Here is a 16,739-nt window from a genome sequence, read left to right on the forward strand (position 1 = left end):
CCGACGGCCCGTTGAAGCGGAGATGGACTCCGGTTACGACTCGCGCGGATCGAGCGCATCGCGCAGGCCGTCGCCGAGCAGGTTGAAACCGAGCACGGCCAGAAAGATCGCGATGCCCGGGAAAATCGACATCCACGGCGCCTGACTGACAAAATCCTTCGCGGTGTTGAGCATCGAACCCCACGACGGCGCCGGCGGCAGCTGGCCGAGCCCGAGAAACGACAGGCTCGCTTCGGCGATGATCGCGGTCGCGATCGTCAGGCTCGCCTGCACGATGATCGGCGGAAGCACGTTCGGCAGGATGTACCGCACGATGATCCGCGCGTGGCCGAGGCCGATTGCCCGCGCGCCTTCGACGTATTCCTCGGCCTTCACGGTGATCGCCTGGCCGCGCGTCAGCCGGACGAAGCGCGGCATCGCGGAGATGCCGATCGCGGCCATTGCGTTGGTCAGGCTCGGTCCGAGGAACGCGGCGAGCGCGATGGCGAGGATCAGGAACGGAATCGACAGCAACGCATCGGCGATTCGCGAGATCACTCCGTCGACGAGCTTGCCGAAATAGCCGGCCAGCAAGCCGAGCGGCACGCCGATCACGACCGCAATGCCGACCGACACGACGCCCGCCAGCAGCGACGCGCGCGCGCCCCACAGCAGACGGCTCAGCACGTCGCGGCCGAGTTCGTCGGTGCCGAACCAGTGCACGGCCGAAGGCGCCTGCCGCACGGTCATGAAGCTGGCCTGCACCGGGTCGTAATGTGCCAGCCACGGCGCGAATATCGCCATCAGGACGATGAGCAGCACGAGCGCCGCGCCGAACACGGCGGCGCGATTGCGCATGAACTTCGCGATTCCGCGGCGCTTGCGGCGCGGCAGTACGGTCGTCTGCGACGCAGCGGCCGACGCGTGAACGGGGTTGGCGGAAGTAGCCATCAGCTGCGTCTCAGTCGGGGATTGAGGAGGACGTACAGCACGTCGGCGCACAGGTTCACGACGATGAAGCACAGCGCGGTGACGAGCACGACACCCTGCACGACCGCGTAGTCGCGATTGAACACGGCATCGACGATGAGCTTGCCGAAGCCGGGGATCGTGAAAACCTGCTCGGTCAGCACCGCACCCGCGAGCAGTTCACCGAACAGCAGCGCGAGCACGGTGACAATAGGAACCAGCGCGTTGCGAAAAGCGTGCTTGACGACGACGGTGCCGCGCAGCAGCCCTTTGGCACGCGCGGTCCGAATATAGTCGGTGCGCAGCACGCTCAGCATCGCGCTGCGCGTGTGGCGCATCAATTGCGCGCCGAGCGAGGCGCCGAGCACGAACGCGGGCATCAACATGGTCTTGATGCTGAGCCAGAAGTCTTCGGCCGGCGACACGTAGCCGGACGACGGCAGCAGGTGCCAGCGCACCGAGACGATGAAGATCAGCATGATCCCGAGCCAGAAGTTCGGGATCGACATGCCGGACAGCGCGAAGACGTTCGCGCCGTAATCGAGCGCGCCGCCGCGGCTTGCGGCGGAGATGACGCCGGCCGGAATGCCGATGCCGATCGCGAAGATCATCGCCATCGCCGCGAGCTGCAGTGTGACCGGCAGCTTCTGCGCGATCAGCGACGTCACCGGGACGTCGGTGCGCAGCGACGCGCCGAGATCGCCGCGCACGACGTCGCGAACCCACAGCGCGTACTGCGTCGGCACCGGTTCGTCGAGGTGGTACTTGACGCGCAACGACGCGATCAACTGTGGATCCTGATCTTCCCCGGCCATGGCCATCACCGGATCGCCGGGCAGCAGCTTCTGCAGGCCAAAGATCAGCATCGACACGAGTATCAGCGTCGGAATGGCGACCAGCACGCGATTTGCAATGATCTGCAGCATGATCGGTCAGCCCTTGACACTGACACCGCGTAGGCGGATCAGGCCGTCGGGATAGGGCGTGAAGCCTTGCACCTTCTTCGACAGCTCGAACGGCCACGGCTGGCTGTAGACGTAGATGATCGGATCGTCGTCGGCGAGCAGCCTGGACGCCGCGTCGTACTGCGTTTTGCGGTCCGCGGCGGTCAGCTTCACGCGCGCGGCGTCGAGCAGCTGGTCGACTTCGGCGTTGCAGTAATGCGCGTAATTGAGGTTGCCGGCGCACGTGTTGAACTGATGCAGGTTGCCGTCCGGATCAACACGGCCCGACCAGCCGAGGTACATCGCCTCGAAGTCGCCGCTGTGCGCGGCATTGAGCTCGGTCGCATAGTCGGTCGGCCGCAGCTTCAGGTTAAAGCCGGCTTCGCCGACCATCGCCTGCATCATCTGCACGATCTGGCTCGACACCGTGTTGTTCGGGTAAGTGAACTCAATGTCGACGTGCTCGTGGCCCGCCGCCTTCAGCAGCGCCTTCGCCTTCGCGACGTCGCGATGCGGCATCGGCAGCGACGCGTTGTAGTACGGGCTCGACTTCGGCACCGCCTGATTCGCCGGCGCGAAGATGCCCGCGCCGATCACCTGGTTGATCGCGTCACGGTCGATCGCGAGTTCGAACGCCTGCCGCACGCGCTTGTCTTTCAGCAGCGCGTTGCTGCGCTTGCCGTTGCCGATGTTGAACGTAACATAGTAATAGCCGAAGCCGCTGACGGGCGCGAACTTGTAGCTCGCGTCACTCTTGACCGACGCGACATCGGATGGCGCGAGGCGCTCAAGCATGTCGAGCGAACCCGAACGCAGGTTTGCGAGGCGCACGGTGCTGTCCGGAATCGGCAGGAAGATCACGCGCTGGACCGGGTATTTGTCGGCGTCCCAGTAGCCCGGGAATTTCTCTAGCACGACGCGATCGTTCTGCACGCGCTGAACGAACTTGTACGGGCCCGAACACACAGGATGCGCGGCGACGCCAGCCGGATCGGCCAGCGTCTTAGGCGCGAGCATCATGCCGGCGCGGTCGGTCAGCGTCGCGAGCAGCGCGGCGTCTGGCTGCTTCAACGCGATTGCGACCGTGTAGTCGTCGATCACATCGACGTGATCGACCGACGCAAGTTCGCTCTTGCGGTTGCTCGTCGGCAACGTGCGGTCGCGGTCGAGGTTCGCCTTGACGGCGGCCGCATTGAACGGCTCGTCGTCCTGGAACTTCACCCCTTGACGCAGCTTGAACGTAAGCGTCTTGCCGTCGGCGCTCGTCGTCCACGACGTCGCCAGCATCGGCACGATCTTCAGGTCGGGCGTGATATCGACCAGCGCGTTGCACAGCGACGCAAACACGATCCGGTCGACGAGCTGCACGCTGCGTGCGGGGTCGAGCGAACCGATGTCGTCCTGCAAGCCGATCCGTATCGTCTGGCTGGTCTGGGCCATCGCGCCGGTAGCGCTGAGTGCGAGCGCCGCGGCAATCAACATTCTTCGCATGAGGACTTCCCTTTGTTTTCCAATTCACAAAACGGTTTGGTGAGCGGGCAGCGCAGCGGCGGCAGCTCGATTCTTCACCCGATTTTCATCTCGACCACCGGCTCAATCGACGCCGCCCGCGGCCAGCGTCGTCTGGCGGTCGCGGTAGATCGCGAGCCGCTCGATCAATTTCGGGCTGACGCTCGTGGCCAGCGGTGCGCCGCCGCCGGCGTTCTGGATCTCGCGCCAGAAGTGGCATGCGACCTGCCGTCCGCCCTCGAGGCGCTCGCTGATCGGCCGTGCTTGCGCGCAGTGCGGCTTCGCATGCGGACAGCGCGTATGGAAACGGCAACCGGAAGGCGGCGCGGTCGGACTCGGCAGATCGCCGGACAATGCAGGCTTCGCACGCCGCTCGTGCGGGCTGCTCGCCGGAATCGCGCGCAGCAGCGCTTGCGTGTACGGATGCAGCGGCGCGTCGAACAGTGCATCGACTTCAGCCAGCTCGACGATCTCGCCGAGATACATCACGGCGACGCGGTCGCTCATGTGGCGGATCACCGCGAGGTCGTGCGCGACCATGATCAGCGTGAGGCCGAGATCCTGCTTCAGTGTCTCGAGAAGATTGATCACCTGCGCCTGCACCGAGACGTCGAGCGCCGACACCGGCTCGTCGCCGACGATCAGCTTCGGCTCGCCGGCCAATGCGCGCGCGATCCCGATCCGTTGTCGCTGGCCGCCGGAGAATTCGTGAGGGAAACGGTCCGCGTAGGCCGGTTGCAGGCCAACCGTGCGCAGCAGTTGCGCGACGCGCTCGCGATGTTCGGCGCCATTGCGCGCGAGCCCGTGCAGCGCGATCGGCTCGCCGACGATCTGGCCGATCGTCATGCCCGGATTCAGCGACGCGAACGGATCCTGAAAGATGATCTGCATTTCGCGGCGCAGCCGCCGCAGCGGCGCGCCTTGCTGATGCGTGATGTCCTTGCCTTGATAGAAGACGCGGCCGTCTGTCGAGTCGATCAAACGGAGCAGCAGGCGGCCCAGTGTGGACTTGCCGCAGCCCGATTCGCCGACAATCGCGAACGTCTCGCCGGAGTCGACCGTCAACGACACGTCGTTGACTGCATAGACGGTTGGCGCGCGTGTGAAGAGATGCCGCGTACCGCCAAAATGCTTCGTCAGCGCGCGCGCCTCGATGATCGGCGTCTGCGAATTCGAGGCCGGGTGTGCGTGCGGCGTCGGTGTAGTGGGCGTCGTCATGCAATTTCCTTGCGCAACAGCGGCGCGGCAACCTGTTCGACCGGAGCGAGCCAGCACGCGACGCGATGCACACCGGCTATCACCTTGTCGGGCGGCGCGGCGTCGATGCAGCGTTGCTCGGCGAAGGGGCAGCGCGGCGCGAAGCGACAGCCGTTCGGCATCAACTCGGGCGACGGCACCGAACCGCGGATCGTCGAGAGCGCGCCTTCGCGCTTACCGACCGACGGAATCGCGCCCATCAGGCCGATCGTGTAGGGATGTTGCGGGTCGTCGAACAGATCGGCAACGGTGCCGTATTCGACGATGCGGCCCGCGTACATCACCGCGACGTGGTCGGCGACTTCAGCGACGACGCCGAGATCGTGCGTGATCAACACCATCGCGGTGCCGGTCTCGGCTTGCAGATTTTTCACGAGCGCCAGCACCTGCGCCTGGATCGTCACGTCGAGCGCGGTCGTCGGCTCGTCGGCGATCAACAGGCGCGGGCGGTTCGCGAGCGCCATCGCAATCATCACGCGTTGGCGCATGCCGCCGGAGAGCTGATGCGGGTACGCATCGAGCCGGGTTTCCGGCGCCGGGATCCGCACGAGCCGCAGCATCTCGAGCGCCTGCTCGCGCGCCTGCCCGCGCTCGACATCGCGATGTCGCCGGATGCTTTCGGCGATCTGCTCGCCGACCGTGAACGCCGGGTTCAGCGACGTCATTGGCTCCTGAAAGATCATCGACAGCCGGTTGCCGCGAATATCAGCCAGTTCGCGCTCGGTTAGCGAGAACAGGTCCTTGCCTTCGAAATGCGCGGTGCCGGCGACGCGTTGTGCAGGCGGGCTCGCGAGCAGACCCATCAGCGCGAGCGACGTCACGCTCTTGCCACAACCCGATTCACCGACGATGCATAGTGTCTCGCCAGTGCCGACTGAGAACGACACGTCGTGGACGAGGTTCGGTACCTCGGGCGCGCGCGAGAACTTCAACGAAAAGCCGCGCACCTCCAGAACCGGTCGGCGGGCGGCATCGGTCGTGCTGGGAAACTCCATATCGAGCTGCTAGTCCTGTTCAAGGCTGTCCTCGCGGCGATTATGTGGTGCGCTTCACGACAGAAAATATTAATATTTCTTACTGATACTTAACTTTTTCTTAGGGATGAGCGATGCCGACCCTGCGCATGTTGAGAACCTTTCGGGCCATCGCGCGCACCGGATCATTCGCGGCAGCGGCCAGGAGCGTCGCGCTGACCCAGGCGGCGGTCAGCTTGCAGATGCGCGGGCTCGAACAGGCGCTCGGCCGCCAGTTGTTCGACCGCAGCGGTCGGCAGATCGGGCTAAGCCGCCACGGACAAGATATCTGGCCGAAGGTCGAGCAGATTTTCGACCTCCTGGACGAACTCGAAGCGACGCCGGCGGATTCGATGGTCGGGCCGGTGACCATCGGCGCGGTGGTGTCGGTGATCGGCGCGCTCTCGCTGGTCATCGCGCGTTTGAAGGCCGCGCATCCGCAACTGGATGTGCGGCTGCTGTCGTCGCGCTCCGACGAACTGGCGCGGATGGTCGAGGCGGGTGAGGTCGATATCGCGGCGGTCGTCGCGCGTGCCGACATGACGCTGCCTGACACGCTGAAGTGGACGACGCTATACACGGAGCCGCTGATTCTGGTGGTCAGCCGCGAAATCGGTGACAGCGACCCGCGGCGAATTCTGCGCAGCCACCCCTTTCTGCGCTTCGACCGGCGGGTGCGCACCGGACGCGTCGTCGAGCATGCACTGCAGACAGTCGGCCTGACGGTCAACGAATACCTCGAACTCAACTCGATCGAGACGATCGTCGCGCTGGTGCGCGAAAATGTCGGCGTCGCGGTGCTGCCGCTTCTGCATCGCGGCAACTGGCACAACGATCCGTTACTACGCGTGCTGTCGATTTCGAATCCGCCGGTGCTGCGCACGGTCGGCATGATCCAGCGCGCGTCATATGACCGGCGCGGCATCACGCAGGCGATTATCGACACGCTGCACAACGACTGAGCGCCTGTGCCCACCGCTTCACAGCGGTACGTCTGCACATGACGACTTATGGTCTGATACAGTACCCTGAATCAATTGGAGCATGCAGCCATGAAGGCTTCACGGGCGGCGGCATCACGCACTTACGCGATGCCTGAGCGAAGCGATCGCCTCGATTTCTACATACGCGACCAAGCCTCACGCCCCGCAATTGAAGAGCCGCACAAGCACGAATATTTTCAAATTCAGATCAACCTCGGGGGCGATACCGAACAGCACATCGGCGGAGTACGCCGACCTTTTCCTGCGGGTGCGGTCGCCTTTATCCTGCCGCATCGCTTGCATCTGATACCGCACCCCGCGCATTCGCGCTTCATTGTCATCAACTTTACACAAGCGTTTCTACGCGCCAATACGGACGGGGTCGCGGGTCCCCTAGACCTCGAGGATGTGTCGATTACGCAGGCACCCGAACTCGCGCCGTTCAGGCTTCAGGAGTACATCGACTTCATTCTGGCGGACGCCGATCTCGCCGAAATCGAGCCGGTTTTGTCACGCATGCTGGAGGTCAATGAGACGCGGCGCTTCGGTGCGAGCGCCCTCCTGCGCGGATACCTTCTCCAGCTGATAGGGATCGTATGCCGGCGACACGCGGATCAGCTACTTCGGCTTTCCTCGCGTAACGTCCAGAGACTCGGCCGACGAGACGCTCTGGTCCGTGTGGACCGTCATGTCAATGCCCATCTCGCGAGCAACGCACTGTCTCTGACCTCTGCCGCCGCCGCTGCGTTTCTATCGCCGAACTATCTTACGCATCTGATCAAGAAAGAGACGGGCCGGACATTTGTCGAGTGGGTGACCGAGCGACGCATCGCACGTGCAAAGGAACTGCTGGCAAACGACAACCGGCGCATCAAGGACATCGCGTTTCTGGTCGGCTATCGCGACGAGGCCTATTTTTCGAGGCGGTTTCGTCAGTCGGTCGGTCAGTCTCCGAGCGACTTTCGCGACATGCACCGGAGTGCGGGTCAACGAAACGGCGGGGCAACCGCGCGCAAGGAAGCACCGTAAGATCGTCCTGGTGTTAAGCGGATTTGTCCTGCTCGGCACGTTCGCAGGGCGATATCGTAGGTAGGCCAATACTACTTGCGAGGCTTACCATGACCGAATACTCGGTGACACCACCCACGATCACCTCCGTTGCTGTCAGCGGTTCGACGAGCCGATTTCCCGTGCGCCGCGTGTTCTGTGTCGGACGCAACTACGCAGAGCATGCGCGCGAAATGGGCGCCAACCCGGACCGGGATCCTCCGTTCTTTTTTTCCAAGCCTGCCGATGCAGTCGTGCCAGCGACCGGCGTCCTTCCGTATCCGACCCTTACCTCCGACTTGCACCACGAGATTGAACTCGTCATTGCGATCGGCAAGGAAGGAAAGGTCATCGCCCGCGAAGAGGCACTCGATTTTGTCTGGGGCTACGGCGTTGGTGTCGATCTGACACGCCGGGATCTTCAGGCGACGGCGAAGAAACTGAGCCGCCCGTGGGACTGGGCGAAAGGCTTCGACGCGTCTGCGCCGGTGAGCGAGATCAAACCGGCGTCCGAGGTGGGGCATCCATCCAGTGGCCGCATATGGTTGTCCGTGAACGGAGAAGTCCGTCAGCAAGGCGATCTCAGCGAGATGATCTGGCCTGTCGCGGACATCATCAGTTACGTGTCTCAGGCCGTGACCGTGAAGCCGGGAGACCTGATCTTCAGCGGAACACCCGCCGGCGTCGGCGCACTACGCCCAGGCGACAAGGTCGCAGGCGGAGTGGATGGCATTGCAAACTTCAGTTTCGAGGTGGGCCCGCTGGTCGGATGAACGGGGCGCGGGAAGTTGCCTGAAGATCTCCCCTGCGAACGAGTGCGACCGGTGCGCACTTTCGCAGCGGGACTCGAGTGTGGACGCGGAGGTTCAACGTCCCCCCGCTTCTTGTCGCAGGCTCATGAAGGAAGCTGATTCACGCGTGCCTGCTTTAACGCGGTGCAATCGTTCCGACGATAGACCGCCGCCCTCAATCGATCAGGAGCGGATCGCCGTCGAATTCGACGAGACAGCCGGGGCCGCCATGAAACAGCGCTTCACGCGCATCTTCCGTCTTTCCCGTTGCCGCGATCTCAGCCGCATAGAGTTCGGCATCATCTTCCGGCACGTACCCGAGATAGCGCACGTTGGCGTTGTCCCAGCGATTGCGCGCGTTATTGGATACGCCATACACGACCGCGAAGTGGAAGTCCGGATAGTCGATACAGCGGCGCGTCACCTGCACCATGTCGCGATGGCTGATCCATGTGAAGAGGTGGCGCGGTAAGGTCGGCCTGTTGTCCGGGCGGAACGAGCCGATACGGATGCACGCAACCGACATGCCATGCTTGTCGGCGTACATCCGGCCAAGCGCCTCGCCGAACACCTTCGAGATGCCGTAACGGCTATCAGGACGCGGCTCGACGCTGTTGTCGATCATCCGGTCGCGACGATGAAAACCCACTGCATGGTTCGAACTCGCGAACACCACGCGCTTGACGCCTGCTTGCCGCGCCGCTTCGAACACGTTGTAGCAACCCTCGATGTTCATATCACGGATGCGCTCCCAGCGATCCTCGTCGGGGATGCCGGCGAGATGCACGACGACGTCGACGCCGTCCATGGCCGGCAGAAGATCCTCCAGGCGCGTGATGTTCGCCGTCACGATTTCCTCGCCTGCCTGTGCCTCGGCCTGCGGCGCAATATCGGCGAGGCGCAGCGCATAGTGGCCCTGGAAACCAGCGCGGAGCACGCGCCCAATGTGACCGGCCGCGCCGGTGATCAGTACTCGAGTCATTGATACCCTCTCTGTGATTCAGGTAAAAACAGTTAATCGGTTTCGCCTTTCTGTACGGCGTAGCCAGCCGAACGGCGATGATGCGCTTCGAGATACGCATCGCGCGATGGCACCAGGTGGTCCCGGCATAACTTGATCAACGATTCCCGGTCGCCGGTCCGAAGCGCCTCGATCATCTGGTGATGCTCGGCACGAGCCTTCTCCAGATACTGGGGAAACACGATGGATACTGAACGGATCGCATGCGTGCGGCGTTCATACTCGCGAATCGCCTCGGTTAGAACCTGGCTTTCCGACAACGCAAAGAACGCATGGTGAAAAGCCATGTTCGCGCGGAAGACGCGTCGCAGGTCGCCGGCGATGGCCGCTTCGTCGTGCTCTGCCTGAATTGCCGTTAACCCATCGAGCGCCTCGCTACTAACCGGAAAAACGATGCGTCGCGCCGCGTCTGCTTCCAGCAATTCGCGTAGCGCATACAGTTCAGTGACCTCGCGCGGTGTAAACGACTTGACCAGCGCACCTACATTCTTGCGGCGCTCCACCAGGCCGCGCCGCTCCACCTCCGCCAGCACCAGACGGGCGACGTGGCGCTTCAGGTTGAAGCGCTCGCACAGATCGTCTTCGACGAGCCGTTCGCGCGGATGCAGAACCCCAAGGACGATCTGCTCCTCGAGCTCGTCTGAGACGCTGCGCAGCGTCTCGTCGATATTGCGGTCGCGTTCGACCGTCTTCGCAGTGGGTGCAGCGGAGCGTTTGGGCTTGGCAGCGTTGCTCATAGAAAGGATCCGCAAAATGATCTAAGCCGCGAGCCTATACGAAAATATGATCTTTAACCCTTGTTTCCGTTGCCGGGAACGGTCGCGGTAATCCGGGTAGCTTGCAGAAAGTCAAAGTCGCAGCCCTCGTCGGCCTGAGTGATCGTGGTCAGAAAGAGTTTGCGATAACCACGCTCGTCGGGGTCGGCCTGGCGCGCCGGCAACGCGGCGAGACGAGCCGCAATTTCCTCGTCACTGAGGGCAAGTTCGATAGACCGTTCCGCCACGCTCAGGCGAATCCGGTCGCCAGTTTGTACGACCGCGAGAGGACCGCCGATAGCCGCTTCAGGGGTGACGTGCAGGACCACTGTACCGGACGCCGTGCCGCTCATGCGGCCATCCGAAATGCGCACCATGTCTTTGACGCCCTGGCGGCCGAGCTTGCGCGGGATCGGAATGTAGCCAGCCTCCGGCATCCCGGGTGCACCGACCGGCCCGATCCGCTTGAGCACGAGTACGTCATGTGCTTCCACGTCCAGTTCCGGATCGTCGATACGGCGAGCCAGATCCTCCGCGTCTTCGAAGACGACGGCCCGTCCTTCATGCTCCATCAGGCTCGCGCTTGCCGCTGACTGCTTGATGATCGCGCCGCCCGGCGCCAGATTGCCACGCAGCACCGCAATACCGCCTTGCGGAAAGATCGGGCGGCCAAACGGGCGGACAACTTCTTGCGGGAAGCTCGCCGGGGCGGCATCCAGCTCCTCGCCGAGCGTACGGCCGGTCACAGTGAGCGCGTCGAGATGCAGCAGGCCTTTCATCTCGCGCATCACCGTGGTCAGCCCGCCGGCACGATGCAGGTCTTCCATGTAGTGCTGTCCGGACGGTTTCAGATCGACGAGGACGGGCGTCTCGCGCGCCATCCGGTCGAGCTGCTCAAGGTCGATGCGAATCCCGAGCCGGCCCGCAATGGCCGTGAGGTGAATGATGCCGTTGGTCGAGCCGCCGATTGCGAGCAGCACCCTCAATGCGTTTTCGATCGCCTTGGGCGTCAGGATGGCCGCCGGACTCAGGTCCCGCCCGATCATCGCCACCGCCTGCGCGCCGGTGCGCTCCGCAATGCGGATGCGATCGGCGGTCACGGCAGGCGCGGACGCACCACCCGGCAGCATCATGCCCAAGGCTTCCGCGATGCAGGCCATGGTGCTTGCGGTGCCCATCACCGAACAGGTCCCGACCGTGGCGACGAGTTGATTGTTGACCGCTTCGATCTCGGCTTCGTCGATCTGGTCGCCGCGAAAACTCGCCCAGAAACGACGGCAGTCCGTACATGCCCCAACCCGTTCGCCGCGATGCGAGCCCGTGAGCATCGCACCCGTCACCAACTGAATGGCGGGAACGCCCGCCGCCGCCGCACCCATCAACTGGGCCGGTACGGTTTTGTCGCAGCCGCCGATCAGCACCACCGCGTCCATCGGCTGGGCCCGGATCATCTCCTCCGTGTCCATCGACATCAGATTGCGAAGGTACATGCTGGTCGGATGCGAAAAGCTCTCGGCGATCGAAATCGTGGGGAATTCGACAGGCAGGCCGCCAGCCAGCATCACGCCGCGTTTTACCGCCTCGATCAACTGCGGCGCGTTGCCATGGCATGGGTTGTAGGCACTGCCCGTGTTCGCGATGGCCACGATGGGACGCGACAGCGCGTCGTCGGTATAGCCCGCACCCTTGATGAACGCCTTCCTCAGAAAAAGCGAGAAACCTTCATCGCCGTAGTTCGTCAGCCCCTGCCGCAAGCCGCTTTTCTTCTCGCTCATTGTCGCTCCTGAATCGTCGATGAAATTATCAATAATCTTGACGGGAATGTTACCGATACTTATAGTCTCTCCGCAAGCGATTCTTTTTTGTTGCGGTCGGTGCCGCATATCCACTCTCCAACAGCCTTCCGCCGAGGTCTTCATGAAGCATGTCGTGGCCTATCGTTCGTTGCCTCCTGCCGTGCTGGGGCTCCTTCGTGAGCACTGTTCCGTCGAGCTGGTCGACGTTTCATCCGGCGACCTCGCGCCGTTCAGGCACGCCTTGGGCGCGGCTCACGCAATGGTCGGCAACAATCTCAAGATAACGCCGGAGATCCTCGATGCGGCGCCTCTGCTCGAGGTCGCGTCCACGATTTCGGCCGGCTTCGACGCGTTCGATGTCCCCGAACTCTCACGCCGCGGCATCGTTCTGACGAATACGCCGGAAGAAGTCACCGAAACCACTGCCGATCTCGTGTTCAGCCTGATCCTCGCAACCGCCCGGCGCATTTCGGAACTTGCCGATTGGACACGGCGCGGGCAATGGACGCGTACTGTCGGCGAGGCGCAATTCGGTGTCGACGTGCACCACAAAACGCTGGGAATCGTCGGGCTTGGGCGCATTGGCAGCGCGGTAGCCAAGCGCGCCGCCCTCGGCTTCGGCATGGACGTGATTTATTCCAACCGCTCCCGCAACCCGGAAGCGGAGGAGCGCTACGGCGCGCAATGGCGGCCGCTGCCCGAATTGCTCGCCACCGCGGACTTCGTTTGCGTGCTTGTGCCGCTATCGCCCGCCACCGAGCGACTGATCGGCAGCGCCGAGCTCGGGACCATGAAGCCGTCGGCCATCCTCATCAACTGCGCTCGCGGCCAGGTCGTCGACGAAGTCGCTCTTATCGAACATCTTCGTGAAGGCCGCATTCGCGGCGCCGGTCTCGATGTGTTCGAACGCGAACCGGTGTCGCCGGACTCGCCGCTGCTCCAGTTACCGAACGTGGTAGCGGTGCCGCATATCGGTTCCGCTACGCAACAGACGCGCGAAAACATGGCCATGCGCGCGGTACGCAATCTCATCGACGCACTCGACGGCCAACTCTCGTCGACCTGTGTCAATCCCGAAGCGCTCCACGCCCGCTCGTCTGCGCAACAGATCCCGGGCTGAATGGCGCGAAACACGCTCACTTCAATCAAAAGGAACACGCGATGACTTCAGTCAACCGACCCCGCGGCGTTTACTCGCCCGTGGTCACGCCGTTCACAAGAGACCTTCTTCCGGATCACGACCGCTATGTCCGTCATTGCCGATGGCTGATCGAACAGGACGTCGGACTCGCAGTTTTCGGCACCAACTCGGAAGCGAATTCGCTCGCCGTCAGCGAGAAAATGAAGCTGCTCGAAACGTTGGTTGGCGCAGACATTCCGCTCGATCGTCTGATGCCGGGCACAGGCTGCTCGGCCCTCACCGACACGGTCGAACTAACACGCCATGCGCTTTCGCTAGGCGTGAACCATGTGCTGACGCTGCCGCCGTTCTTCTACAAGGGCGTCACCGACGAAGGCTTGTTCCGCAGCTATGCGCAGATCATCGAACGCGTGGGTTCCGACGCACTGCGCATTTATCTGTATCACATCCCGCCCGTGTCCCAGGTGCCGCTCAGCCTCGCGCTCATCGAGCGGCTGCTCGCTGCTTTCCCGGGCGTGATCGCCGGCGTGAAGGACAGTTCGGGCGACTGGAGCAACACGCAGGCCATGCTCGAGCGCTTCCAGCCGCATGGCTTCGATGTGTTCGCCGGCAGCGAGACCTTCCTGCTGGCCACCATGCGGGCGGGCGGCGTTGGCTGCATCACGGCAACCGGAAACGTCAATCCGGCGGCTATCGTGCAGTTGTATCGTCACTGGCAATCGGCCGACGCCGATGCCCGTCAGGCAGCACTGGATGCCACGCGTGCGGTGTTCGCCAAGTTCCCGATGATTCCTGCACTCAAGGCAGCGATCGGCGTGTATTCCAACGATCCCGACTGGGGCGTCGTCCGCCCTCCTCTCGTCGATCTGATACCAGCGCAATGCGATGCGCTCGCCGCCGCGCTTCGCGAAATCGGCTTCTCGATGTCCGGGGTCGAAGTCACCGCCTGATGCCCTGAAGAAACAACCGCCGGTTGCATGCGCAACCGGTGGTGTTTTCCAGCTATTCATGGGTTCGGCTTCAGGCCCAATCGTCTAGCGCGTATTCGTTCAGCGCGGCTTCATCGAAGTCGAATCCGAGGCCTGGACGAGTCGGCACGGTCAGGTTGCCGTCTGCGAACGACAGCTGCGTGTCCACCAGCCGACGGAAATTCAGCACCTGATCGTCAGGAAAAAATTCGACATAGCGCGCATTGGGCGTCGACGCCACCAGATGCACGTGCAGATCGTGGAACCAGTGCGGGCACATCGTCACACCCACGGCCGCGGCCGATGCCGCAATCCGCCGCCATTCGCTGATCCCGCCGCATACCGCCGCGTCCGACTGAAGGATCATGGCCGCGCGCTTGTCGAGCAGCTCCTGATGCCGCCAACGCCCCGCTTCTATCTCGCCGGTCGCAACGGTCACCGGCGTGCGTCGGCTCAGTTGCGCATGACTCTCGATGTCGTCAGGACTGAACGGCTCTTCGATCCAGTACGGGTTGAACGGCTCGTACCGGCGCATGTATTCGAGCGCGGTCGGAACGTCGGACCAGGCGTTGTTGGCATCGAGCATCAGCAGCACGTCGTCGCCGATCGCTTCGCGGGCTGCCCTGATCCGCGCTTCCTCGCTGCGCGGATCGAGCCGCCCTACCTTCATCTTCACCGCGCGAAACCCCAGCGCCACATAGCCGGCCATTTCCTCGCCGAGATGCTCCGGCGTCTTGCCTTCCAGGTAGTAACCACCGCTGGCATAGGCCGGCACGGTGGCGCTAGATGTGCCGCCGAGATAGCGGCTCAACGGCAGTCCCGCAGCGCGTGCATTGCGGTCCCACAAGGCGATGTCGATGATGGACAGCGCCCGCATGACCGAGCCCGCACGCCCTTGCAGCAGCGACTCGTCGTACATGGCGCACCACGAGCCTTCGACGTCGAGCGCGGAGCACCCACGTAACAGCGGCGCAAACAGTTCGCGCACGGCATACGTGACCAGCATGCCGGCGCGGTTGCCGCTGTAACAAAAGCCGATGCCGTAATTGTCATCGGCTGTCGTGACGCGCACCACCGTGTAGTCGCGGGCAGTGACGAGGCGGGTCGAGAATGCTGTGTGGCGGTCAAGCGGCACGCGGATGGTGCGCGCCTCCACCGAAACGATCCGCGAACGTGTCTGATAATCGGTTTGCTCGGGTTCAACGATGACATGTTTCATAGCAGTAGATCGACTCGAAAAGATAGCGATTCTCACGGGACCGATCGTGCGGCCGCGCTCACCGTCGCAGGCGGGTGGCTCCGGATAAAAAACAGCATGGCCAGCACACCGGCAAAATCAATCAGCGATCCGAACAAAAAAGCGCTGTGATAACCGCCGAAATACTGGATCAGAAAGCCGGTCAGAGCAGGGCCTATTATTCCGGAGAGGTTGCTCAGAAAATGGATGAAACCACCTACGCCGCCCTGACGGCGCAATGGAACGATCTCGTGCTGGATTGCCCAGATCGACTGGCATGACGAAGTCAGAAACAGCAGCGCGCCGGCGATCAGCGCGACCGCCGCCGGCAGCGTGCTGGCCGACGTGATGCTCGCTACCGCCACGCCGGACAAGGCGAGCGGCAAGGTCGCGACGATCTTGCGCGCCTTGACCGGATCATCCATGCGCTTGTAAATGAAGTCACCTGCAAGGCCGCCGCCGAAGTAGCCGATCGCGCCGCAGATCCACGGGATCGACGTGATCACGCTCATCTGGCGCAATCCTAGATGCATCTCGCTGGTGAGGTAACTGGGCAGCCACGAGATAAACACGTACTGCGTGTAGTTGACGGCAAACAGGCCCGCACCCAGCGCAAGCGTGCTCGGACGGCGCAGGTAGGAAGCGAGGGTCGTGCCATCGTCTTCGACGTTGCGCACTTCCGCGGCCAGGCGGCTTTCGTCGATCAGCCGCGTCTCGTGCGGGCCGACGCGGTGGTTCTGATGCGGCTTGTCCGTCACCAGGATGCGCCAGCACACAAGCCACAGGAAACCGAGCACCCCGATCACCACAAACGACACGCGCCAGCCGAACATCACGGCCGTCAGGCCAACTACCGGCCCCGCAATCGCGTTGCCCAGCGTCTGACCCGAAAAAGTGAAGCCGATCATCGTGGCCGTTTCGTGGCGAGGGAACCAGTTGGAGATGGTGCGATTGGTATTCGAACTCATCGGTCCTTCGCCAATGCCGAAGAACACCCGGCACACCAGCAGCGAAACGAATCCCGTGGCGGCGGCAGTGAGCCCACAAAATAGCGACCAGATACCCATGGCCCACGAGAAAACGCGCATCGTTCCAAATTTGTCGGAAAAATAACCGCCAAGGAACGAAAAAATCGAGTAGCCGATAAAGAAGCTGCTAAACACGATCCCCAATTGCGATGGAGACAAGTCGAGCGTCTTGGCGACGATCGGCGCCACAATGCCGAGCGCTGCCCGATCCATATAGTTGATAGCGCCTGCTGCGAACAGCAGGCCAGCAACTACATAACGGTACTTACCATTCATGGCACGGACTCCTTGCGTGGCGGAA

Annotated in this window: 15 protein-coding genes; 5 read left to right on the plus strand and 10 right to left on the minus strand. The window is 63.0% G+C overall.

Features of this window, described 5'->3' with window-relative positions; genetic code table 11:
* Window positions 1-33: 33 nt before the first annotated feature.
* From PQR42_RS35375 to PQR42_RS35395, 5 genes are all read right to left on the minus strand, one after another.
* Window positions 34-930, minus strand: coding sequence for an ABC transporter permease (locus tag PQR42_RS35375; protein WP_408494958.1), 897 nt, complete (start codon window positions 928-930; stop codon window positions 34-36).
* Window positions 930-1,874, minus strand: a complete 945-nt coding sequence (locus tag PQR42_RS35380; protein ID WP_408392194.1) for an ABC transporter permease — start codon at window positions 1,872-1,874, stop codon at window positions 930-932. The genes PQR42_RS35375 and PQR42_RS35380 overlap by 1 nt, the downstream gene beginning before the upstream one ends.
* 6 nt (window positions 1,875-1,880) lie before the next feature.
* Window positions 1,881-3,383, minus strand: coding sequence for an ABC transporter substrate-binding protein (locus PQR42_RS35385; RefSeq protein WP_408392191.1), 1,503 nt, complete (start codon window positions 3,381-3,383; stop codon window positions 1,881-1,883).
* 102 nt (window positions 3,384-3,485) lie between these two features.
* Window positions 3,486-4,619, minus strand: a complete 1,134-nt coding sequence (locus tag PQR42_RS35390; RefSeq protein WP_408494960.1) for an ABC transporter ATP-binding protein — start codon at window positions 4,617-4,619, stop codon at window positions 3,486-3,488.
* Window positions 4,616-5,653, minus strand: a complete 1,038-nt coding sequence (locus PQR42_RS35395) for an ABC transporter ATP-binding protein (RefSeq protein ID WP_408494962.1) — start codon at window positions 5,651-5,653, stop codon at window positions 4,616-4,618. Before PQR42_RS35395 ends, PQR42_RS35390 begins: the two co-directional genes overlap by 4 nt.
* Window positions 5,654-5,766: 113 nt before the next feature.
* On the opposite strand from PQR42_RS35395, the gene PQR42_RS35400 reads away from it, so the two are divergent.
* From PQR42_RS35400 to PQR42_RS35410, 3 genes are all read left to right on the plus strand, one after another.
* A complete protein-coding gene (locus tag PQR42_RS35400; RefSeq protein WP_408494964.1) occupies window positions 5,767-6,633 on the plus strand; it encodes a LysR substrate-binding domain-containing protein in 867 nt (288 codons plus the stop codon).
* A gap of 90 nt (window positions 6,634-6,723) precedes the next feature.
* Window positions 6,724-7,683, plus strand: a complete 960-nt coding sequence (locus tag PQR42_RS35405) for a helix-turn-helix transcriptional regulator (RefSeq protein WP_408494966.1) — start codon at window positions 6,724-6,726, stop codon at window positions 7,681-7,683.
* Between the two features lie 89 nt (window positions 7,684-7,772).
* Window positions 7,773-8,474: a fumarylacetoacetate hydrolase family protein gene (locus PQR42_RS35410; protein WP_408494968.1), complete on the plus strand. Its 702-nt coding sequence runs from the start codon at window positions 7,773-7,775 to the stop codon at window positions 8,472-8,474.
* Between the two features lie 193 nt (window positions 8,475-8,667).
* Here PQR42_RS35410 and PQR42_RS35415 read toward each other — a convergent pair whose 3' ends face one another.
* Genes PQR42_RS35415 through PQR42_RS35425 form a run of 3 tightly spaced genes read right to left on the minus strand, consistent with a single transcriptional unit; the run spans window position 8,668 to window position 12,043 of the window.
* Window positions 8,668-9,474, minus strand: a complete 807-nt coding sequence (locus PQR42_RS35415; RefSeq protein WP_408494970.1) for an NAD-dependent epimerase/dehydratase family protein — start codon at window positions 9,472-9,474, stop codon at window positions 8,668-8,670.
* A 32-nt stretch (window positions 9,475-9,506) separates the two neighbouring features.
* Complete coding sequence (locus PQR42_RS35420; RefSeq protein ID WP_408392174.1) at window positions 9,507-10,250, minus strand: GntR family transcriptional regulator; 744 nt, start codon at window positions 10,248-10,250, stop codon at window positions 9,507-9,509.
* A 53-nt stretch (window positions 10,251-10,303) separates the two neighbouring features.
* Window positions 10,304-12,043, minus strand: coding sequence for an IlvD/Edd family dehydratase (locus PQR42_RS35425; protein WP_408392172.1), 1,740 nt, complete (start codon window positions 12,041-12,043; stop codon window positions 10,304-10,306).
* A 142-nt stretch (window positions 12,044-12,185) separates the two neighbouring features.
* Here PQR42_RS35425 and PQR42_RS35430 point away from each other — a divergent pair, with 142 nt between their 5' ends.
* Window positions 12,186-13,184 (plus strand): 2-hydroxyacid dehydrogenase, encoded by a 999-nt coding sequence (locus PQR42_RS35430; protein ID WP_408494972.1) that lies wholly within the window; start codon window positions 12,186-12,188, stop codon window positions 13,182-13,184.
* Between the two features lie 41 nt (window positions 13,185-13,225).
* A complete protein-coding gene (locus tag PQR42_RS35435; RefSeq protein WP_408494974.1) occupies window positions 13,226-14,155 on the plus strand; it encodes a dihydrodipicolinate synthase family protein in 930 nt (309 codons plus the stop codon).
* 70 nt (window positions 14,156-14,225) lie between these two features.
* Here the strand turns inward: PQR42_RS35435 and PQR42_RS35440 are convergent, their stop codons facing one another.
* Entirely contained in the window at window positions 14,226-15,392 is a 1,167-nt protein-coding gene (locus tag PQR42_RS35440) for a mandelate racemase/muconate lactonizing enzyme family protein (protein ID WP_408494976.1), read from the minus strand.
* 32 nt (window positions 15,393-15,424) lie between these two features.
* Window positions 15,425-16,714 carry an MFS transporter gene (locus tag PQR42_RS35445; RefSeq protein ID WP_408494978.1) on the minus strand — a complete coding sequence of 430 codons (1,290 nt, stop codon included), beginning with the start codon at window positions 16,712-16,714 and terminating at the stop codon, window positions 15,425-15,427.
* Window positions 16,715-16,739: the final 25 nt, after the last annotated feature.

This window comes from Paraburkholderia sediminicola (assembly GCF_046027355.1).
Lineage (GTDB): Bacteria > Pseudomonadota > Gammaproteobacteria > Burkholderiales > Burkholderiaceae > Paraburkholderia > Paraburkholderia sediminicola_B.

What these genes read in the sequence shown, in the direction of transcription:
- PQR42_RS35420 (WP_408392174.1), bottom strand. Translation starts at nt 10,250, where the DNA reads ATGAGCAACGCTGCCAAGCCCAAACGCTCCGCTGCACCCACTGCGAAG.
- PQR42_RS35400 (WP_408494964.1), top strand. Translation starts at nt 5,767, where the DNA reads ATGCCGACCCTGCGCATGTTGAGAACCTTTCGGGCCATCGCGCGCACC.
- PQR42_RS35380 (WP_408392194.1), bottom strand. Translation starts at nt 1,874, where the DNA reads ATGCTGCAGATCATTGCAAATCGCGTGCTGGTCGCCATTCCGACGCTG.
- PQR42_RS35410 (WP_408494968.1), top strand. Translation starts at nt 7,773, where the DNA reads ATGACCGAATACTCGGTGACACCACCCACGATCACCTCCGTTGCTGTC.
- PQR42_RS35425 (WP_408392172.1), bottom strand. Translation starts at nt 12,043, where the DNA reads ATGAGCGAGAAGAAAAGCGGCTTGCGGCAGGGGCTGACGAACTACGGC.
- PQR42_RS35375 (WP_408494958.1), bottom strand. Translation starts at nt 930, where the DNA reads ATGGCTACTTCCGCCAACCCCGTTCACGCGTCGGCCGCTGCGTCGCAG.
- PQR42_RS35385 (WP_408392191.1), bottom strand. Translation starts at nt 3,383, where the DNA reads ATGCGAAGAATGTTGATTGCCGCGGCGCTCGCACTCAGCGCTACCGGC.
- PQR42_RS35390 (WP_408494960.1), bottom strand. Translation starts at nt 4,619, where the DNA reads ATGACGACGCCCACTACACCGACGCCGCACGCACACCCGGCCTCGAAT.
- PQR42_RS35415 (WP_408494970.1), bottom strand. Translation starts at nt 9,474, where the DNA reads ATGACTCGAGTACTGATCACCGGCGCGGCCGGTCACATTGGGCGCGTG.
- PQR42_RS35395 (WP_408494962.1), bottom strand. Translation starts at nt 5,653, where the DNA reads ATGGAGTTTCCCAGCACGACCGATGCCGCCCGCCGACCGGTTCTGGAG.
- PQR42_RS35445 (WP_408494978.1), bottom strand. Translation starts at nt 16,714, where the DNA reads ATGAATGGTAAGTACCGTTATGTAGTTGCTGGCCTGCTGTTCGCAGCA.
- PQR42_RS35430 (WP_408494972.1), top strand. Translation starts at nt 12,186, where the DNA reads ATGAAGCATGTCGTGGCCTATCGTTCGTTGCCTCCTGCCGTGCTGGGG.
- PQR42_RS35405 (WP_408494966.1), top strand. Translation starts at nt 6,724, where the DNA reads ATGAAGGCTTCACGGGCGGCGGCATCACGCACTTACGCGATGCCTGAG.
- PQR42_RS35435 (WP_408494974.1), top strand. Translation starts at nt 13,226, where the DNA reads ATGACTTCAGTCAACCGACCCCGCGGCGTTTACTCGCCCGTGGTCACG.
- PQR42_RS35440 (WP_408494976.1), bottom strand. Translation starts at nt 15,392, where the DNA reads ATGAAACATGTCATCGTTGAACCCGAGCAAACCGATTATCAGACACGT.